Here is a 15,348-nt window from a genome sequence, read left to right on the forward strand (position 1 = left end):
TATCTATGAGCGTATTTTACATAAAAATGGCGCGGATTACATAAAACCGCGCTCGAATTACATAAAACTCTTGATGCCGATCAAAGCCTTGCCGACCGGACCTGCAAGACCTTCCGCTCCAGCGCGTCCATGTCCACGCTCATGCGCTGATAGCCCTTTCCATCCGTGACGATCTTCACGCCGTGGAAAACATCCAGCAGCCAGGCGGGCTCGTGCTCGAACTCGAAGCGGATCACCTCGCCGATTTGCGCGAAGCCGTCCCGCAGCGTGACGATCTCGGATGCGTAGGCCGTGTAGCAGCCTGTCTCTCTGGAGCGCCGGTAGAGCGCACCGAATGCGTCCTGCGTCTCGCGCCAGACCTTATCGACCTCAAGGATGAACTCCTGCGGGATGTGATGCCCCAGATGCAGCAGTGCCGTCCCGAGGTTCAGGTAGTCCCGCATCATCGCCACGTCCTGCTGGCACAGCGTTCCGCGAGGAAGTTTCACCTCAACGATGAGCTCGATGTTCGTGAAAATCTCGGTCAGGTCGTCCTTTGTCCGCTGGGGCAGGAATTGCGCGTACTGAGGGCGATGGCGGGGCACGTATCGCTTGCGGGGTTTCTTACTGGTCGGCATTAGTTTCTCCTCATTTTGCCTTCTAAAAAATCTCGAAAATACTTGAGCTTTTCGAGCTGCTCATTTTTGTTCGCGCCAGATAACTGGCTCTTCTTCGGGCAGTCGTGGTGCAGGTAGAGCGGCCACTGCTGGAGCGTCGGGCATCCGCACTTCGTGGGCGTCATCCCCGCCGCGCATACCGCATAGCCCACAGCCGCCCATCGCCGATTGAGCTTTGTGCTCAGATCGAGGTGTCTGCACTCAGCGCACTTCATGATGCTCCACTGCCCTGGCTGCGTTGTTCGGGTTGTCGTATTTCAGGCCGACACCAATCCCGAAAATAATTGTCAGCGCCACAAGGAAGACCTGCCAGCCGGGCGAGATGCTCGACTTGAGCACGAGCCAAACCACCGCGACCGTCGCCGCGAACCGCGCGACCACGAAGACGATAATCATCACCAGCTCAAGGGCATTCACCATGTCGCTGTTCATCGGTACACCTCCCCGGCAATAGGCCGCCACGCGATGACAGGTGTACCCTCTGGTGCGGCGGCGGTCGTGAATGTTTTGCCGTTCCAGATTGCGGTTGCAACCCTGATCCGGCGGTTCTCGTCGCGGAACTTCACGAAAAAGCGACCGCGCTTTGCTGGCAGGCAGTCCGTAATCCACTCGCTTGCCATGCTCACCACTCCGTCACCAAAATGATCGCGCCCAGCACACGATCAAGGCAGAGCAGGATGAACAGGCAGGCCAGCAGCGTGCCGCCCCATGGTTCTGTGTTATGCGTCCTCATGGGGTTGCCTCCTCCTCCGCCTTTGCGATCCGCGCGAGCTGGCGGTCGGCCTTCGCGATCATCACGCGCGAGAACTCGCGCCCGACGGCTGTCGGCATCTCGTCAACGATCTGCTGGAGCACGAGCGCGATGTCGGCCATCTCTTCGAGCATCTGCGCCTTGCGTTCATCTGACGGAAGGGCGGCGAAACGCGCGTAGGCGGCAGCGTACTCTGCCGATTCCTCCGCGAGCTTCAAAAGCTGAAAATCGCGCCCGTAGTAGTCCATGATCTTCCCGGCCTTGAGCGTGAGGTCTACGTCCTCCTCGCGCGTCAGAAATTTGTAAACGATGGTCATTTGGTGCTTCCTACAAAAAGGTCATTCGGAACGGGGATGTCGAACGCCCACGCGATGACCTCTTCGAACGCATAGCTATGGTTGTTAGAGTCCGTGAACCTATTGAACAGACGGCTAAACCACAGGTGCTTGATGACGTGGCCGCCGTCCGCATCCTCGAGGATGACCATGACGTCGCAGGACTTGGTCGGCACGTTTTCCCACACGACGTCGATGTCCTCCGGTCCCGTACGAATGCGTCTCGGCTTGTGCCAGATCACGTAGATCGGCTGCACAAAATCGTTTGTCATTTCACAGTCTCCCTGAAATCGTCGATGATGAGCGTCTCTGCTTCATCTTGCACCAGTGCGTCGAATGCCTCTTTGGCGCGGAGCTTGCGCTCTGCGATCTGCATGATCTGATCGGCGGCGAGCTGCGTGAACTCGCGCAGCAGCAGTGCGTCTGCGTATTTCCGAAGGTAGCTGCGGCGTTCGATGTCTCCGATTGCGTTGCTGAGGCCAACCTTAAGAATCTCGTCGCTGATGTTCTTTTTTGCCTGATCCATGATCCTGGCTACAAATTGCTGATCCATAATTCCCCCTATTTCATGAGCACAGTGCCGTCTGGCAGTCCTGCCCGCTCGATGAAGAGCACCGTCTCCAGCTCGTCGCGCTGGGACTCAGACAGCCACCAGAGCGCTGGTGCCGTGGCGATCATGTAGATTGCCGTTGCGGTCGCGATGATGATCGCGGCCAGTCGGATGAGGTTCGTCATTTCATTTCCTCCAGCAAAAGCTCTGTCACGACCCGGCTGCCGTAGTCGCCGAGCTCGGCCTTCTTGAAAAAATCGCCGAGGCCGGAGCCGCAGACCCACGCCACGCTCACGCGGTCGTAGCCACAGCGCTCCAGCCTGTCGGCGGCGTTGTAAAGTGCGCATGCCGCATCGACCTGCGCGGAGGAGAGCTCGCGCTTCGCGCCGTGGCGCTTGGACTCACCGGAATGCCCGAGCTTGCGCATCTTCGCGCGCAGTGCCGCGACGAGCATCTTTGTTTCAAAGGTTTTCATACTGACTCCTGTGTACTCCCGAATGTAAACGGGCAGTTACTCAGGATTATACACAGTTATTTGGTTTTTGCTTACCAAGGTAAAGCAAACATGGTACACTGCGCTCATCTGTACTCAAGGGACAAGTCATGTCAGGAAAGGAACGACGCGAAGAATTGCGGCGGCTCATGCGCCTGTACGGCCTCACGCCGTGCGATGTCGCCCGCATTCTCGATGCCACAGAGACCTCGGTACGCATCTGGCTCTGCAACAACCCGGCGCGGGACATCACGCCCCGCAATCTTCGACTGCTCCAGGCCGAGCTGCGGCTGCGGGAGATCGAAAAAAGGGAGGCCGCATGACTCCCATCAAACGAATGTACGACGCCGCCGAAGTGCGGAATATTCTCCGATACCTCGATCCCAACTGCGACCGCGAGACATGGGCGCGCGTGGCGATGGCGGTGAAATCTGAGCTCGGACAGGCTGGCCTCGACGTCTTTGACGACTGGAGCCAGATGGGCAGCAACTACAGCCGCGCCGATTGCCGCGACACATATAAGAGCGTCAAAGAGTCCGGCGGCGTCACCATTGGCACGCTGATCTTCGAGGCCAAGCGCAACGGCTACCAGATCGACGGCGATAGTGTCCCAGAAATCGACCCTAATGAGGCATTCCGCAGGGAGCAGGAGCGCCTTGCTGCCGAGGCCGCACGCAAGCGCGCCCAGCACGCCGCAGAGGGCCTTGCCGCCCGCTTCTGGGACGCTGGTGTGCCTTGCGACGTGCACCCCTACCTGACATCCAAGGCCGTCCGCTCCCACGGCCTGCGTGCCGGTGCATTTCCGCACGTGGGCGATGACGGCGAGATCTACGCCACGGAGCCCGGCGCTCTTCTGGTGCCCATCTGCGACGCAAAGACCGACCGCGTGACGAGCCTTCAGGGCATCTACGTGCGCGACGGCTCGATCCAGAAGCGCTACCTCAAGGACGGGCGCAAGAAGGGCGGCTGCTACATCATCGGCCAGCCGCCGAGCGATGCGGGCGGCATCCTCGCCTTTGCCGAAGGCTACGCCACGGGCGCGACCGTGCACGAGCTGACCGGCTGGTGCGTCTGCGTGTGCTTCGACGCGGCGAATGTTCCTACTGTCGCGGATGCCATGCGCAAGCGCTTCCCCTCGGCGTCCCTGATCTTCTGCGCCGACAACGACCGCGCCAACCCGAAGAACCCCGGCGTCACCTACGCCAGCCAGGCCGCAGGCAAGACGCGCGGGTGCGTCGTCGTCCCCGAGTTTCCTGAGACGGATAAGGCCGGATCGGACTTCAACGACCTCGCGGCCAGCGTCAGCCCGGACGAGGCCAAGCGCCAGCTCCTCGACAATCCGATCACATCCCCGGCGCCCGCAAACGACAACATCGACTACTTCACGCCGCTGCCATTCATCAACGGCAAGGGCAAGCCGCTCAACACGATCGAAAATCTCGAGGAAATATGCCGCAGGCTCGGCTACCAGATCCGCTACAACCTCATCACGAAAGAGGAAGAGATCCTCATCGCGGGCGAGCGCTACTCCGTGGACAACGCCTCGAATGCGTCCTACGCCAAGCTCGAGAGCCAGTGCGCGCGGTTCGAATTCTCGACCGACAAGCTGACCTCATTCCTTACCTACCTCGCCGATCGCAACCCCTACAACCCGGTGGCCGAGTGGATCGAGAGCAAGCCCTGGGACGGCCAGAGCCGCCTCCAAGACCTCTACGACACCATCCAGCCCGTGCACCCGACTATGCTGTCGGATGGCCGCAAGCTCCATGAAGTCCTGATCCTGCGCTGGCTGATCTCTGCCGTGGCGGCGGCCTTCTCGCCCACTGGCGTATCAGCGCACGGCATTCTGGTGCTTCAAGGCGCGCAGTACATGGGCAAGACGATGTGGTTCAAGCGCCTCGCGCCGGAGAGCATGGGCGTGGTGCAGGACGGCCTCATGCTGCGGCCCGACGACCGCGACAGCATCAAGCAAGTCTGTTCCTTCTGGCTCGTTGAGCTGGGCGAGCTCGATGCCACCTTCCGCAAGGCCGACATTGCCGCACTCAAGAGCTTCATCACCCGCAAGCAGGACGTGCTGCGCCTTGCCTACGCCCGGCGCGAGTCCAAATTCCCGCGTCGCACGGTGTTCTTCGGATCGGTGAACCCGCACGAGTTCCTGCGCGATGCGACCGGCAACAGGCGCTACTGGACGATCGAGTGCGCTTCGATCGACTGCAACCACAACGTAGAGATGCAGCAGCTCTGGGCCGAGGTGCTGACGCTCTACCGCAAGGGCGTCCCCTACTACCTCCTGCCGGAAGAGATGGAAGCGCTCAACGCATATAACGAGTCCTTCCAAGTGATCGACCCGATCGAGCAGCGCCTCCAGTCGCTCGACTGGAAGGCACCCTCTGAGTCGTGGCAGTGGCATTCCGCGACGGAGATCCTCGACGCGCTCGGCGTGGTTCACTACGGCATCCCCGAGGCGACCAAGGCCGCGACCATCATCCGGCGCATGAATGGCAACCGGGGCAAGAAGTCAAACGGGCGCCGGGTGCTCCTGTGCCCGCCGCTGGACCGGGCTTCAACGTCCCAGCCGGAGGGCTCGGGCGAGGATGAACCGTTCTGAAATCGACACGGCAGGGACACCTCAGGGACACCTCAGGGACACCTTCGGATAGGGGGTGTCCCTATTTTTTATCCTGCAAGCCTTTGATTTTTCGGGGCTTTTGTACCAGCAGGGACACCTAGGGACACCTATTAGTATGAAATGGATAAAAAAAGGAAAAGACGGCTGTAGGGGAATATAGGGGAGCTATATGGGATTTTGCGTCCCTGACGGCCCTAGGTGTCCCTGTCCCTGCCGGTTTTGCGACCTAAACATCTGATATGATTCAACAAATTCGCAAAAGGGACGCAGGGACACCTACCGCAGGGTGTCCCTGTCTGGAGCAAGGGACATGCAAAACCATCCGCTGCCGCGATCGGCTCAGGACATCGCGGACATTATCGGGCGCCATGCGGCGCTCTACCTGATCGGTCGGCTGCCGACCTGTTTCTCTGGAGCGCCACGGCACAAGAGCCATCGGGTGATCCTGTACGTGCCGAAAAAGCTCCGGCCCGATCATCCGCTCGTTCGCATCCTCGGCTGGAACCTCGCGACCAAGCTGGTGCGCGCTTACGGCGGCGAGATGAAGTACGTCGCAAACTGCCGTGATGTCTATCTGGCGTACCGCAATACTCAGATACGCAGAATGATCCGCGAGGGTGATCCGGTGCCCGAAGTGGCAAAGCTCTTCGGCATCACGGCCAATCAGATCCAGAACATAATCCACTAGGGGATATTGCTCTGGCTCGTGGGCATACTGACCTCACGAGCAACACAAACAAAAACACGGAAATGGAACCAGCAGTTACCGCAGCGGCATCCGCGAGCGCCTTGCAGGACTTCATGACGCTCATCGGCGTCGGCGGCCTTGGCGGCTTGGGGATCAGCCTTCTCTATCGCTTCATGGTGCGGAAGATGTCCGAGGAGAGTACGGCGCAGTCAAAGACCGAAGCCGAGCGCGACATCATCGACCACATGAGGCAGGAGATTGACCGCCTACAGGAACAGAACACGAAGTTTTTGGACAAGATCACGTCGCTGCAATCGCAAATCATCGAAGTGCAGCGTGAGAACGCCGACCTGCGGAGGCAGATCAGTGATCTGAAGATCCAAGTCAAAGGTGCATCAAAATGAAAATCAGTTCTGACGGGCTCGACCTGATCGAGCGTTTTGAAGGCTTCCGATCGCACCCCTACCGCGACGCTGTTGGCGTCTGGACGATCGGCTACGGCTGCACGCAGTACCTCGATGGCCGTAAGGTGACCGGGAATGACAGGCCGATCACGCACACGCAGGCCGAGGAACTACTCGAGGATCTGTGCAATCGCGTCTACGGTCCGGGCGTCGAGCGGCTCGTGAAGATCGAGATCGATCAGGATAAATTCGATGCGCTCGTGTCGTTCGCCTACAACCTCGGCCTTGCCAACCTCGCCACCAGCACCCTGCTACGCAAGCTCAACAGCGGCGACATCGTGGGCGCGTCGTATGAGTTCCCGAAGTGGAGCCGCGCTGGCGGGAAGGTGCTCCTCGGCCTCGTGCGCAGGCGTAACGCCGAGATGCTACGCTTTCTGGGGCAAGCATGATCCCGATCCCAAAGACCCCCGCCCTCGCCCTCGCTGGCGCGCTGGCGGCAGTTTCCATACTCGCGGGCACGTACTGGGCGGGCTCGCGCTCCGGAGCTGAGGACGCTCACGCGAAATGCCAGGCGCTCATCGCCGAGCGAGACCGGGCGGCGGCGCACGCCCTCGAGGCCGCCATAGCCGACCGCGATGCCCGCACCAGTGAAGCCCTCGCAATAGAGCGCAAGCATCTGGACGAGCAAACCGCGATTGCGAGGCGTTATGAGCAGTTATCTAAAAAGGCCGCAACTGTTGGCGGCTCTATGTGTCGCGTTGATCCTGAGCTCGTGCGCGTCTGGCGTGAAGCCAATCGCAGAGCCATTGACGCTCAAACCAATCGTGCCGGAAGCGCTGCTGAAAAGCTGCGATGACTTGCCAGAGCTCGAGGGCGATACGCTCGGGGCTATGGTGCAAAACCACATCGAGAGCGCAAGGCGCTTCTACGAGTGCAAAGACAGACACGAGAAGCTGAGCGAGGCAGTCAGAACGTGGACGCAAGGCCCCCGTGGGGGCAGCGGAAGCAAGCCCGGTACCCCCGGTATCTAGGTACTTTCTCGGGGGTCATGACGGCGGGGCGCAAAGCCTCGCGGCGATTGCGTTCTGCGTGGCCTAAAATTTCAGTTTCACTTCACGGAGATCCAAGCATGGAAACGCCCGATATTGGGGCTCTGGAGCAAGTAAAACCCTCCGACCTCATCCCCTATGCCCGCAACGCCAGAACTCACACAGAAGAGCAAGTCGCGCAGATTGCAGCCAGCATCCGCGAGTTTGGGTTCACGAACCCCATCCTGATCGACAACGACAACCGGATCATCGCAGGGCATGGCCGCGTGAAGGCTGCTCTACTTCTGGGGTTGGCCGAGGTTCCTTGCCTCCGGCTATCGCATCTCACTGAAACGCAGATCAAGGCTTACGTGATCGCCGACAACCGTCTGGCACTCAATGCCGGATGGGATGAGGAATTGCTGGCGCTCGAAATTGGCGAGCTGAAGGCTGCCGGGTTTGATCTTGAGCTGACCGGTTTCACGGACGAAGAGCTCGAGGAGCTGACGCTTGGCGATGATCCAGAAGGTGGACTGACCGACCCGGACGAAGTGCCCGAGCAACCGAAATACCCGAAGTCGAAAAGGGGGGACGTCTGGACGCTCGGGAACCATCGGCTGATGTGTGGGGACAGCACATCGCAGGAAGATATGAAGAGGCTGTCGGAAGAAGGGGAGGGGGGGGGCAATGACCCTGGTTGACCTCTATCTATCCGACCCGCCCTACAACGTGAACTACACAGGAAAAACAAAGGATGCACTCACGATCGAAAACGACCTCCAGAGCGACGATGCTTTTCGGCGTTTCTTGGTTGATGCGTTTTCGGCAGCCGATTCAGTGCTGAAACCAGGCGCGGCGTTTTACATCTGGCACGCCGACACGGAAGGTTTCAATTTCAGAGGCGCGTGCCGCGATGTGGGCTGGCAGGTGCGCGAGTGCCTCGTCTGGGCGAAAGACTCTTTCGTTCTGGGGCGGCAGGACTACCACTGGCGGCATGAGCCGTGCCTGTACGGATGGAAGGACGGAGCGTCGCACTCGTGGTACTCGGATCGCAAACAATCAACCGTGCTCGAGTTCGCAAGGCCCCAAAGGAACGGGGAGCACCCGACCATGAAACCGGTCGAGCTGTTCCGCTACATTATGGGCAACAGCTCGAAGAAGGGCGATACCGTTCTGGATTCTTTTGGGGGTTCAGGCACAACGCTGATCGCCGCTGAGGAACTCGGTCGCAAGGCTCTGGTGATGGAACTTGACCCGATCTACTGCGATGTAATCATTCAGCGTTGGCAGAACTTCACTGGAAAAAAAGCTGTTCGCCACGACGGCGCGACATTTGATTCGGTGTAGAATGCTTTTGCGGGCGTGACCCAGCATCCGAGAGCTGTCCCGCAGCTCGGCGAATGAACGGAACTGCCCCGGAGCCCGCACCACAATGCAAGGTAAGATCGTCACCTATCCAGTAAGCACCATCGCCAAGCTGCTCATGCTGAGCGAGCGGCAGGTGTACAACCTCGTCAATGAAAACGTCATCCCGCGAGCAGAAACGGGGCGATACGAACTTGCTCCAGCGGTGCAAGGCTATATCCGGTACCTACGCGACCGGAGCATCCGCAATCTTGAAAATGCAGACGAAGGCGCAACCGACTACCGCTCAGAGAAGGCCCGGCTGACGAAGGCGCAGGCTGATCTTGCAGAGATCCAGCTTGCCAAGGCTCGCGGCGATGTCGCTCCAGTGGATCAGGTCGAGCGTGCTGTGTCGAAGGCGTTTGCCGAGGTGCGCGCTGGCATGAGGAACGTGCCGAGCCGTGTGGTGTCCCAGCTCATCGGCGAGACTGACGAGCGCCGGTTCAAGGCAGTGCTGCTGAGCGAAATCGACGGGGCATTGGCGGCACTGGCCGAGGCGAACGTGCTGGCACCCGAAGACGATCATGACGACGACGCAGACGACGCAGCAGACGAGTGAGCTGCATGAGGGGCTGATCCGCGCGATACAGCGGAGCTTTCAACTGCTGCGCCCGCCGCCGGACATGCTGCCGAGCGAGTGGGCCGAGCAGAATGTCAGCATTCCATTGGGCAACGCTGTGCCCGGCCCTTACCGGCTGGCGAATGCTCCCTACCAGCGCGAGCCGATGGACATGTTCGCCGACCCGGACTGCTACCGGGTGACGCTGCAATGGGGCGCGCAGGTCGGCAAGACTCTTCTGGCGCTCTGCGTGCAGGCGTACAGCATCGCGGTCTCGCCGCGCTCCCAGATCATGATGCAGCCGAGCCAGGGCGACGTGCAGACGTGGCTCGAGACGAAATTCAGCCCACTGGTGGACGCGAATGAAGGCTTACGGAACCTGATCGCGAAGCCTCGCGGCAGGGACGGCGTGAACAATCAGCGCATGAAGTCCTATCCGGGCGGCTTCATGATGCTGAGCTGGTCCGGCAGTCCGAAGACCATGCGCGGACGCTCTGCGCCCCTGATCGTGGTCGATGAGGTGGACGGGTACGAGGCCACGCAGGAAGGCCATCCGGTGCAACTGCTCTGGCAGCGTGCGGCGACCTTCGGCGACCAGAGGATGCTCTACGAGATCAGCACGCCGACCATCAAGGGCGAGAGCTACATCGAGAGGGCATTCGAGGCCGGGGATCAGCGGCGCTTCTATGTCGTGTGTCCTCACTGCGGCCACCACCAGACGCTCAGATGGGAGCAGGTCGTCTGGGACGGCAAGGCAAAGCCCGAGGGCGAGCAGAGGCCGGAAACTGCCGCGTACGTTTGCGAAGAGTGCGGCGTGCTGCTGAACGACGGCGAACGCATTGCGATGATCCGCGATGCGGAACGGCAGGGCGCCGGGTGGAAGGCGGCAAAGCCATTCAAGGGCCATGCGTCCTACCACCTGAACGAGCTCTATAGCACATTCAGGCGGCTCCGCGACATCGTGCAGAGCTACCTCGACAAGCTGGCGCAGAACGACCTGCAAACATTCGTCAATGTGAGCCTCGCGGAGACCTACGAGGAACAGGGCGAGCAGGCCGACCCAGACAAGCTGGCGACGCGCGCAGAGGACTGGGGCGCTCCGGTGCCAGCGGGTGGCCTCGTGCTCACGGCTGGCGTGGACATGCAGAAAGACCGCCTCGAGGTTGAGATCGTGGCGTGGGGCATGGGCGAGGAATCTTGGAGCATCGACTATGAGGTGCTCTGGGGCGATCCCTTGCAAGGCGATGTGTGGGATGAGCTCGAGGAATTACTCAGCTCGACCTGGCTGCACGAGTCCGGGGCGCAGATGTCCGTCACGGCGGCCTGCGTGGACACGGGCGGCACGGGCGGCGACACGCAGGCGGCATACGACTGGCTGCGCGGCAAGACCGGGCGCAGGATCTTCGGCATCAAGGGCATCGCGGGCTGGGGGCGTCCGATCGTCGCCAGTCCCTCGAGGAAACAGAGCGGGAAGACCGCGCGAAAGGTCGATCTGTTCCTCGTGGGCGTGGACGAAGCGAAGCTCGTGGTGATGCGGCGGCTTGCCGTCCAGAAGCACGGGCCGGGGTTCTGCCACGTGCCTAAGAGCAGGGATGCCGAATGGTATGCGCAAATTACGGCTGAAAAGCTGGTGACGAAATACGTGAAGGGGTTTCCGGTACGCGAGTGGCACAAGACGCGCCCCAGAAACGAGGCGCTGGACTGCCGCGTGTATGCGCTGGCCGCGCTCAAGATCGTCAACCCGAGTTTCAAACGGGCGGCTCAACGTCTGGGGCAGATGGACAAACAGCCAGCGCCCGCGCCAGCGCCGGAGCCTGTCGAGCAAATGCCACTAATAGACAGGCGATCGTCGCTTGGCGAAACTCCGAAGATAAAGCGCTCCCGCGCCCTGCGTCCGAAGCGGGGCGGCTGGGTGTCGAACTGGTGATAATGACATGGGATTTCCAACGAAACTTACGGCGGGGCTGTCGATGCGCGCCGATGTGGTGCTGACGGCTTACCCCGCTCCAGATTGGACGCTCAAGGCGATCCTGCGCGGGCCGTCTGCGATCGACCTGACCGCCGATCCGAACGGCAGAGCGCATCGGTTCTCGGCGCCCGCATCCGCGACGGCAAAATGGGAGCCGGGGCGCTACGCTCTGAGCCTGCGTGCCGAGCGCGACGGCGAAGTCCTCGAGGTCGATACTGGGACGATCGAGATCCGCCCAGACATCGAGGCCGCAGCCGCCGGAGATGTGGACGCGCGCAGCCATGTGCAGCGTGTGCTCGATGCGATTGAAGCGGTGATCGAGAAACGGGCCACGCTCGACCAAGAGCGCTACACGATCAACAACCGCGAGCTGTGGCGCACTCCGATCGAGGATCTGCTCAAGCTGCGGAACTTCTACAAGTCCGAGCTGCGCCGGATCAACGCGCAGAAGAGCGGGCGGCTATTCGATCAGACTGTCAGAATCAGGTTTAGATAATGTTCGGATTCTTCAAACGGAAAAAGGAAGAGACGCCGCCGCAGCCGACGCCTGAGCCTGCAAAGCGACGCTACACGCGCATCGCGCGACGCAGCATGGACGGCGCCCGGATGGACCGGCTCACGGCTGACTGGATCAGCTCGCCGCTGACCGCCGACCAGATCATCCAGACGAAGCAGAGGGTGCTCGTGGCCCGGTCGCGCGACCAGGCATTGAACAATGATTACGCAAAAGCCTTCGTTCGGATGGCCGCGCAGAACATTGTCGGCAGCAAGGGCATCGTGCTTCAGGCGCAGAGCAAGGATCAGAACGGCCAGCTCGACACGCTTGCGAATGAGGCGATCGAAGCGGCCTTTGCCGATTGGAGCAAGCGCGAGCACTGCGACGTGTCCGGTCGGCAGTCGTTCCGCGCGATTCAGGCTTCCTGCGTGAGCAGTGCGGCGATCAATGGCGAGTTCATGGTGCGTAAGATCTTCGGCAGGGAAGCCGGGGACTATAGCTTCGCGCTCCAGATCCTCGACCCGCAGCGCTGCAATCCGGACTACAACAGATTCGACCTTGCGGGCGGCAACTACATCCGCGCGGGCATCGAGTTCAACAAGTACGGTCGCCCGGTCGCGTTCCATTTCACGGTCGGCTCGGAAGCCGATGCGTACTACGACTACGCCTATGCTGGCAATTCGTTCATGCGCATTCCTGCCGATGAGATCATCCACGGCTTCGTGCCTGAGATGGTCGGCCAGAAGCGCGGCCTGCCGTGGTTCAGCGCGGGGCTGTATAGGCTGAAGAATCTCGCGGGGTTCGAGGACGCTGCAATCGTGAATGCCCGCGTGGGCGCGTCCAAGATGGGCGTGATCCAGTGGCGTGACGGACACGGCCCGGACCTGTCCGATGACGAGCTCGCGGACTTCGAGATGACCGCCGAGCCGGGAGAGTTCCCGGTGATGCCGGAGGGCGCCGAGCTGAAGGAATGGGCGCCCACGTTCCCGTCTGGCGAGTTCGCCACGTTCTCCAAGGCGATGCTCCGGGGGATCAGCGCGGGGCTTGGCGTGCTCTACAACAACCTGGCTTCAGACCTTGAGGGCGTGAACTACTCGAGCATCCGGCAGGGGACGCTCGATGAGCGTGAGCACTGGAAAGACCTGCAAGAGTGGCTCGTGGAGTCGCTCATGCAGCCGGTTTTCGACTCGTGGATCAAGCGTGCGCTCCTTCTGGGGCGCATCACGGTCAAGGGCCGACCGCTCAAGCCCGAGCGGATCGACCGCTACAGCGTGGTGGCATGGCAGCCGAGGCGCTGGGCGTGGATCGACCCGCAGGCGGATGTGCAGGCTTCGATCAGCGCGAAGAATGCGCTGCTCCAGTCGCCCGGCCAGATCATCCGCGATCAGGGCAAAGACCCGGCGACCGTCTGGCGCGAAGTGGCGCGGGACATCGAAGAGATGCGCGCCGCAGGCATCCCGGAGGCATTCATTCAGGCCGCGATTTTCGACAAGAATTTGCAGGCCGCCGTCATGGCACAGACCGCCGATAAGATGGGCGAGACGGGGGGCAAGTAATGGCTGCTGGGCTTTATGACATCATCATCGAACAGGGCGCTGACTGGCGCCTTGCTGCCGAGTGGCGCGACAAGCACGACGATGCCGTGAACCTGTCCGGGTGTACGGCTCGGATGCAAATCCGCGAGAACTACTCTGCAAAAGGCGCTGTTCTGGAACTCTCGACCGACAATGGACTCATCACGCTCGAAGGTGCGAGCGGGATTTTCCGTGTGCGCGTCCCTGCGACCATGACCGAAGGGCTGCGCGCGCCCGCGACAAAGCTCACGTGGATGGACGGCAAGCTCATTTGGCGGCTCGTGTACGACCTCGAGATTGTGGACGACCAGGGGGCAGTAACTCGGCTCATGCAGGGCGCGTGTCTGTTCGTGCCGGAGGTGACGAGATGACAGACAAGATCATGATTTTGGAAAACTCGACCGCAGAGATCGCGATTCTGGAAGATACGACCGCCGGGAGCATCCGAGTCACCGAGGACACAGGACGCGATCCGGCTGCAATCGTGCCGGGCGGCATTGACGGTTACTCTGTGAAGATCACCGCCCCGAAGCCAGGCGATCTGATTACGTTCAACAGCGGGCAGTTCGTGAACGTTCCGCGCGAGACTATTACCGATGGAGGCAACATCTAATGGCAAACACTATCCGCATCAAGCGCCGGGCTTCTACTGGCGCTGCTGGCGCTCCGGCATCGCTGGCGAATGCCGAGCTGGCATTCAACGAACGCGACAATATTCTTTACTACGGCTGGGGCACTGGCGGCGAAGGTGGCACTGCCACGCAGGTCATTCCTATCGGCGGACACGGTTTTGCCTTCGCGATTTCCGACATTCCGCTCACGCCGATCAGCGCTTTTGCCGCGCCGAACCAAGCTGTGGACTTCGCAGGCCAGCGGCTCACAGGGCTGGGCGCGCCGGTTGCGGCAGGCGACGCGGCGACAAAGCGCTACGTAGATAGCGCTGTGCAAGGCTTGCGTCCGAAAGAGGCCGCACGCGCTGGCACCACGGAGGCGCTGAATGCGCTTGCCGGGCTCCAGACGATTGACGGCGTGACGCTGGCCGAGGGCGACAGGGTGCTCGTGATGCACCAGGCTGTCGCTTCCCAGAACGGCATCTACATCGCGAGCGCAAGCGCATGGGAGCGCACGGAAGACGCCGACACTTGGGACGATCTCGTGAGCGCCTTCATCTTCGTGGAGGAAGGCACGCAGAACGGGGACAACGGCTATCTGTGCTCCATCGACAAGGGCGGCACGCTCGGCACGGATGCCGTGACCTTCGTGCAGTTCTCGGGCGCTGGACAGATCGACGCGGGGGACGGACTTGCGAAGACCGGCAACCGCCTCGACATTCAGGTGGGCACTGGCATCGAGATCAAGAACGACGGCGTGGGACTGTCCGGGCAGGCGTACTTCCTGCACACGCTCGCATCGAACGGGTTTGTCGTGCGTCTGGAGCAGAACGGACAGGGACGCTTTGCCGCGCGCATGATTACGAAATCGGGCAATGGCATCAGCGTCGCGTGCGGGAATGGGATCGATGGCAATCCGACGATCTCGCTGGCCTCGGCCTTGCAGGCTATCGGCGCGCTCACTGCGGCGGCTGACCGCATCGCGTACTTTACCGCCGGGGACGCTGCTGCACTCGCAACCCTGACCGCCTACGGCCGCAGCCTGATCGCGGCGGCGGACGCTGCGGCGGCTCGCACTGTTCTGGGGCTCGGCACGATGGCCGTCCAGAACGCCAACAACGTGGACATCACGGGAGGCACTATCGCGGGCACGACAATCGACTGCGGCGAGTTCTGACGCGTGCAGATAAAATTCAGCCGG

Annotated in this window: 21 protein-coding genes and 1 pseudogene; 15 read left to right on the forward strand and 7 right to left on the reverse strand. The window is 61.2% G+C overall.

What is annotated here, in order from left to right:
* Positions 1-80: 80 nt before the first annotated feature.
* The 7 genes from IAI58_RS19190 to IAI58_RS19220 all read right to left on the reverse strand — a co-directional run bounded on the left by IAI58_RS19190 (position 81) and on the right by IAI58_RS19220 (position 2,767).
* On the reverse strand, positions 81-617 hold the full coding sequence (locus IAI58_RS19190; RefSeq protein ID WP_208776205.1) for a hypothetical protein: 537 nt from the start codon (positions 615-617) through the stop codon (positions 81-83).
* Positions 618-857: 240 nt separating this feature from the next.
* Positions 858-1,088 (reverse strand): hypothetical protein, encoded by a 231-nt coding sequence (locus IAI58_RS19195; RefSeq protein ID WP_208776206.1) that lies wholly within the window; start codon positions 1,086-1,088, stop codon positions 858-860.
* A 297-nt stretch (positions 1,089-1,385) separates the two neighbouring features.
* Positions 1,386-1,724, reverse strand: a complete 339-nt coding sequence (locus tag IAI58_RS19200; protein WP_208776207.1) for a hypothetical protein — start codon at positions 1,722-1,724, stop codon at positions 1,386-1,388.
* Positions 1,721-2,014, reverse strand: a complete 294-nt coding sequence (locus IAI58_RS19205; protein WP_208776208.1) for a hypothetical protein — start codon at positions 2,012-2,014, stop codon at positions 1,721-1,723. Before IAI58_RS19205 ends, IAI58_RS19200 begins: the two co-directional genes overlap by 4 nt.
* Positions 2,011-2,295 (reverse strand): hypothetical protein, encoded by a 285-nt coding sequence (locus IAI58_RS19210; protein WP_208776209.1) that lies wholly within the window; start codon positions 2,293-2,295, stop codon positions 2,011-2,013. The genes IAI58_RS19205 and IAI58_RS19210 overlap by 4 nt, the downstream gene beginning before the upstream one ends.
* Positions 2,296-2,303: 8 nt before the next feature.
* Complete coding sequence (locus IAI58_RS19215) at positions 2,304-2,477, reverse strand: hypothetical protein (RefSeq protein ID WP_208776210.1); 174 nt, start codon at positions 2,475-2,477, stop codon at positions 2,304-2,306.
* Positions 2,474-2,767: a hypothetical protein gene (locus IAI58_RS19220; protein WP_208776211.1), complete on the reverse strand. Its 294-nt coding sequence runs from the start codon at positions 2,765-2,767 to the stop codon at positions 2,474-2,476. Before IAI58_RS19220 ends, IAI58_RS19215 begins: the two co-directional genes overlap by 4 nt.
* A 128-nt stretch (positions 2,768-2,895) precedes the next feature.
* Between IAI58_RS19220 and IAI58_RS19225 the strand changes: the two genes are divergently transcribed.
* The 15 genes and pseudogenes from IAI58_RS19225 to IAI58_RS19290 all read left to right on the forward strand — a co-directional run bounded on the left by IAI58_RS19225 (position 2,896) and on the right by IAI58_RS19290 (position 15,324).
* Complete coding sequence (locus tag IAI58_RS19225) at positions 2,896-3,108, forward strand: hypothetical protein (RefSeq protein ID WP_208776212.1); 213 nt, start codon at positions 2,896-2,898, stop codon at positions 3,106-3,108.
* A complete protein-coding gene (locus tag IAI58_RS19230) occupies positions 3,105-5,393 on the forward strand; it encodes a VapE domain-containing protein (RefSeq protein WP_208776213.1) in 2,289 nt (762 codons plus the stop codon). The genes IAI58_RS19225 and IAI58_RS19230 overlap by 4 nt, the downstream gene beginning before the upstream one ends.
* A 331-nt stretch (positions 5,394-5,724) precedes the next feature.
* The gene (locus IAI58_RS19235; RefSeq protein WP_208776214.1) at positions 5,725-6,102 is read left to right on the forward strand and encodes a Mor transcription activator family protein; all 378 of its coding nucleotides are present in this window, start codon (positions 5,725-5,727) and stop codon (positions 6,100-6,102) included.
* 113 nt (positions 6,103-6,215) lie between these two features.
* Positions 6,216-6,506, forward strand: coding sequence for a hypothetical protein (locus tag IAI58_RS19240; protein WP_208776215.1), 291 nt, complete (start codon positions 6,216-6,218; stop codon positions 6,504-6,506).
* Entirely contained in the window at positions 6,503-6,955 is a 453-nt protein-coding gene (locus IAI58_RS19245; protein ID WP_208776216.1) for a lysozyme, read from the forward strand. Before IAI58_RS19240 ends, IAI58_RS19245 begins: the two co-directional genes overlap by 4 nt.
* Positions 6,952-7,362: a hypothetical protein gene (locus IAI58_RS19250; RefSeq protein ID WP_208776217.1), complete on the forward strand. Its 411-nt coding sequence runs from the start codon at positions 6,952-6,954 to the stop codon at positions 7,360-7,362. The genes IAI58_RS19245 and IAI58_RS19250 overlap by 4 nt, the downstream gene beginning before the upstream one ends.
* On the forward strand, positions 7,292-7,537 hold the full coding sequence (locus tag IAI58_RS23550; protein ID WP_419555863.1) for a hypothetical protein: 246 nt from the start codon (positions 7,292-7,294) through the stop codon (positions 7,535-7,537). Before IAI58_RS19250 ends, IAI58_RS23550 begins: the two co-directional genes overlap by 71 nt.
* Positions 7,538-7,635: 98 nt before the next feature.
* A pseudogene (locus tag IAI58_RS19255) lies at positions 7,636-8,881 on the forward strand (site-specific DNA-methyltransferase).
* 85 nt (positions 8,882-8,966) lie between these two features.
* Positions 8,967-9,497 (forward strand): terminase small subunit, encoded by a 531-nt coding sequence (locus tag IAI58_RS19260; RefSeq protein WP_208776218.1) that lies wholly within the window; start codon positions 8,967-8,969, stop codon positions 9,495-9,497.
* Entirely contained in the window at positions 9,463-11,424 is a 1,962-nt protein-coding gene (locus tag IAI58_RS19265; protein ID WP_208776219.1) for a phage terminase large subunit family protein, read from the forward strand. The genes IAI58_RS19260 and IAI58_RS19265 overlap by 35 nt, the downstream gene beginning before the upstream one ends.
* Before the next feature lie 43 nt (positions 11,425-11,467).
* Positions 11,468-11,962: a hypothetical protein gene (locus IAI58_RS19270; protein WP_237182959.1), complete on the forward strand. Its 495-nt coding sequence runs from the start codon at positions 11,468-11,470 to the stop codon at positions 11,960-11,962.
* Positions 11,962-13,518 (forward strand): phage portal protein, encoded by a 1,557-nt coding sequence (locus IAI58_RS19275; RefSeq protein WP_208776221.1) that lies wholly within the window; start codon positions 11,962-11,964, stop codon positions 13,516-13,518. Before IAI58_RS19270 ends, IAI58_RS19275 begins: the two co-directional genes overlap by 1 nt.
* Positions 13,518-13,907 carry a hypothetical protein gene (locus tag IAI58_RS19280; protein WP_208776222.1) on the forward strand — a complete coding sequence of 130 codons (390 nt, stop codon included), beginning with the start codon at positions 13,518-13,520 and terminating at the stop codon, positions 13,905-13,907. Before IAI58_RS19275 ends, IAI58_RS19280 begins: the two co-directional genes overlap by 1 nt.
* Positions 13,904-14,149 (forward strand): hypothetical protein, encoded by a 246-nt coding sequence (locus IAI58_RS19285; RefSeq protein ID WP_208776223.1) that lies wholly within the window; start codon positions 13,904-13,906, stop codon positions 14,147-14,149. Before IAI58_RS19280 ends, IAI58_RS19285 begins: the two co-directional genes overlap by 4 nt.
* On the forward strand, positions 14,149-15,324 hold the full coding sequence (locus IAI58_RS19290) for a hypothetical protein (protein ID WP_208776224.1): 1,176 nt from the start codon (positions 14,149-14,151) through the stop codon (positions 15,322-15,324). Before IAI58_RS19285 ends, IAI58_RS19290 begins: the two co-directional genes overlap by 1 nt.
* The last annotated feature ends 24 nt before the right edge of the window (positions 15,325-15,348 follow it).

Origin of the sequence: Roseomonas marmotae, from assembly GCF_017654485.1 — a bacterium.
GTDB classification, from domain to species: Bacteria; Pseudomonadota; Alphaproteobacteria; order Acetobacterales; family Acetobacteraceae; genus Pseudoroseomonas; species Pseudoroseomonas marmotae.

What these genes read in the sequence shown, in the direction of transcription:
- IAI58_RS19230 (WP_208776213.1), top strand. Translation starts at nt 3,105, where the DNA reads ATGACTCCCATCAAACGAATGTACGACGCCGCCGAAGTGCGGAATATT.
- IAI58_RS19285 (WP_208776223.1), top strand. Translation starts at nt 13,904, where the DNA reads ATGACAGACAAGATCATGATTTTGGAAAACTCGACCGCAGAGATCGCG.
- IAI58_RS19280 (WP_208776222.1), top strand. Translation starts at nt 13,518, where the DNA reads ATGGCTGCTGGGCTTTATGACATCATCATCGAACAGGGCGCTGACTGG.
- IAI58_RS19225 (WP_208776212.1), top strand. Translation starts at nt 2,896, where the DNA reads ATGTCAGGAAAGGAACGACGCGAAGAATTGCGGCGGCTCATGCGCCTG.
- IAI58_RS19245 (WP_208776216.1), top strand. Translation starts at nt 6,503, where the DNA reads ATGAAAATCAGTTCTGACGGGCTCGACCTGATCGAGCGTTTTGAAGGC.
- IAI58_RS19250 (WP_208776217.1), top strand. Translation starts at nt 6,952, where the DNA reads ATGATCCCGATCCCAAAGACCCCCGCCCTCGCCCTCGCTGGCGCGCTG.
- IAI58_RS19215 (WP_208776210.1), bottom strand. Translation starts at nt 2,477, where the DNA reads ATGACGAACCTCATCCGACTGGCCGCGATCATCATCGCGACCGCAACG.
- IAI58_RS19200 (WP_208776207.1), bottom strand. Translation starts at nt 1,724, where the DNA reads ATGACCATCGTTTACAAATTTCTGACGCGCGAGGAGGACGTAGACCTC.
- IAI58_RS19205 (WP_208776208.1), bottom strand. Translation starts at nt 2,014, where the DNA reads ATGACAAACGATTTTGTGCAGCCGATCTACGTGATCTGGCACAAGCCG.
- IAI58_RS19210 (WP_208776209.1), bottom strand. Translation starts at nt 2,295, where the DNA reads ATGGATCAGCAATTTGTAGCCAGGATCATGGATCAGGCAAAAAAGAAC.
- IAI58_RS19240 (WP_208776215.1), top strand. Translation starts at nt 6,216, where the DNA reads ATGACGCTCATCGGCGTCGGCGGCCTTGGCGGCTTGGGGATCAGCCTT.
- IAI58_RS19195 (WP_208776206.1), bottom strand. Translation starts at nt 1,088, where the DNA reads ATGAACAGCGACATGGTGAATGCCCTTGAGCTGGTGATGATTATCGTC.
- IAI58_RS19270 (WP_237182959.1), top strand. Translation starts at nt 11,468, where the DNA reads ATGCGCGCCGATGTGGTGCTGACGGCTTACCCCGCTCCAGATTGGACG.
- IAI58_RS19290 (WP_208776224.1), top strand. Translation starts at nt 14,149, where the DNA reads ATGGCAAACACTATCCGCATCAAGCGCCGGGCTTCTACTGGCGCTGCT.
- IAI58_RS19275 (WP_208776221.1), top strand. Translation starts at nt 11,962, where the DNA reads ATGTTCGGATTCTTCAAACGGAAAAAGGAAGAGACGCCGCCGCAGCCG.
- IAI58_RS19235 (WP_208776214.1), top strand. Translation starts at nt 5,725, where the DNA reads ATGCAAAACCATCCGCTGCCGCGATCGGCTCAGGACATCGCGGACATT.
- IAI58_RS19190 (WP_208776205.1), bottom strand. Translation starts at nt 617, where the DNA reads ATGCCGACCAGTAAGAAACCCCGCAAGCGATACGTGCCCCGCCATCGC.
- IAI58_RS19265 (WP_208776219.1), top strand. Translation starts at nt 9,463, where the DNA reads ATGACGACGACGCAGACGACGCAGCAGACGAGTGAGCTGCATGAGGGG.
- IAI58_RS19260 (WP_208776218.1), top strand. Translation starts at nt 8,967, where the DNA reads ATGCAAGGTAAGATCGTCACCTATCCAGTAAGCACCATCGCCAAGCTG.
- IAI58_RS19220 (WP_208776211.1), bottom strand. Translation starts at nt 2,767, where the DNA reads ATGAAAACCTTTGAAACAAAGATGCTCGTCGCGGCACTGCGCGCGAAG.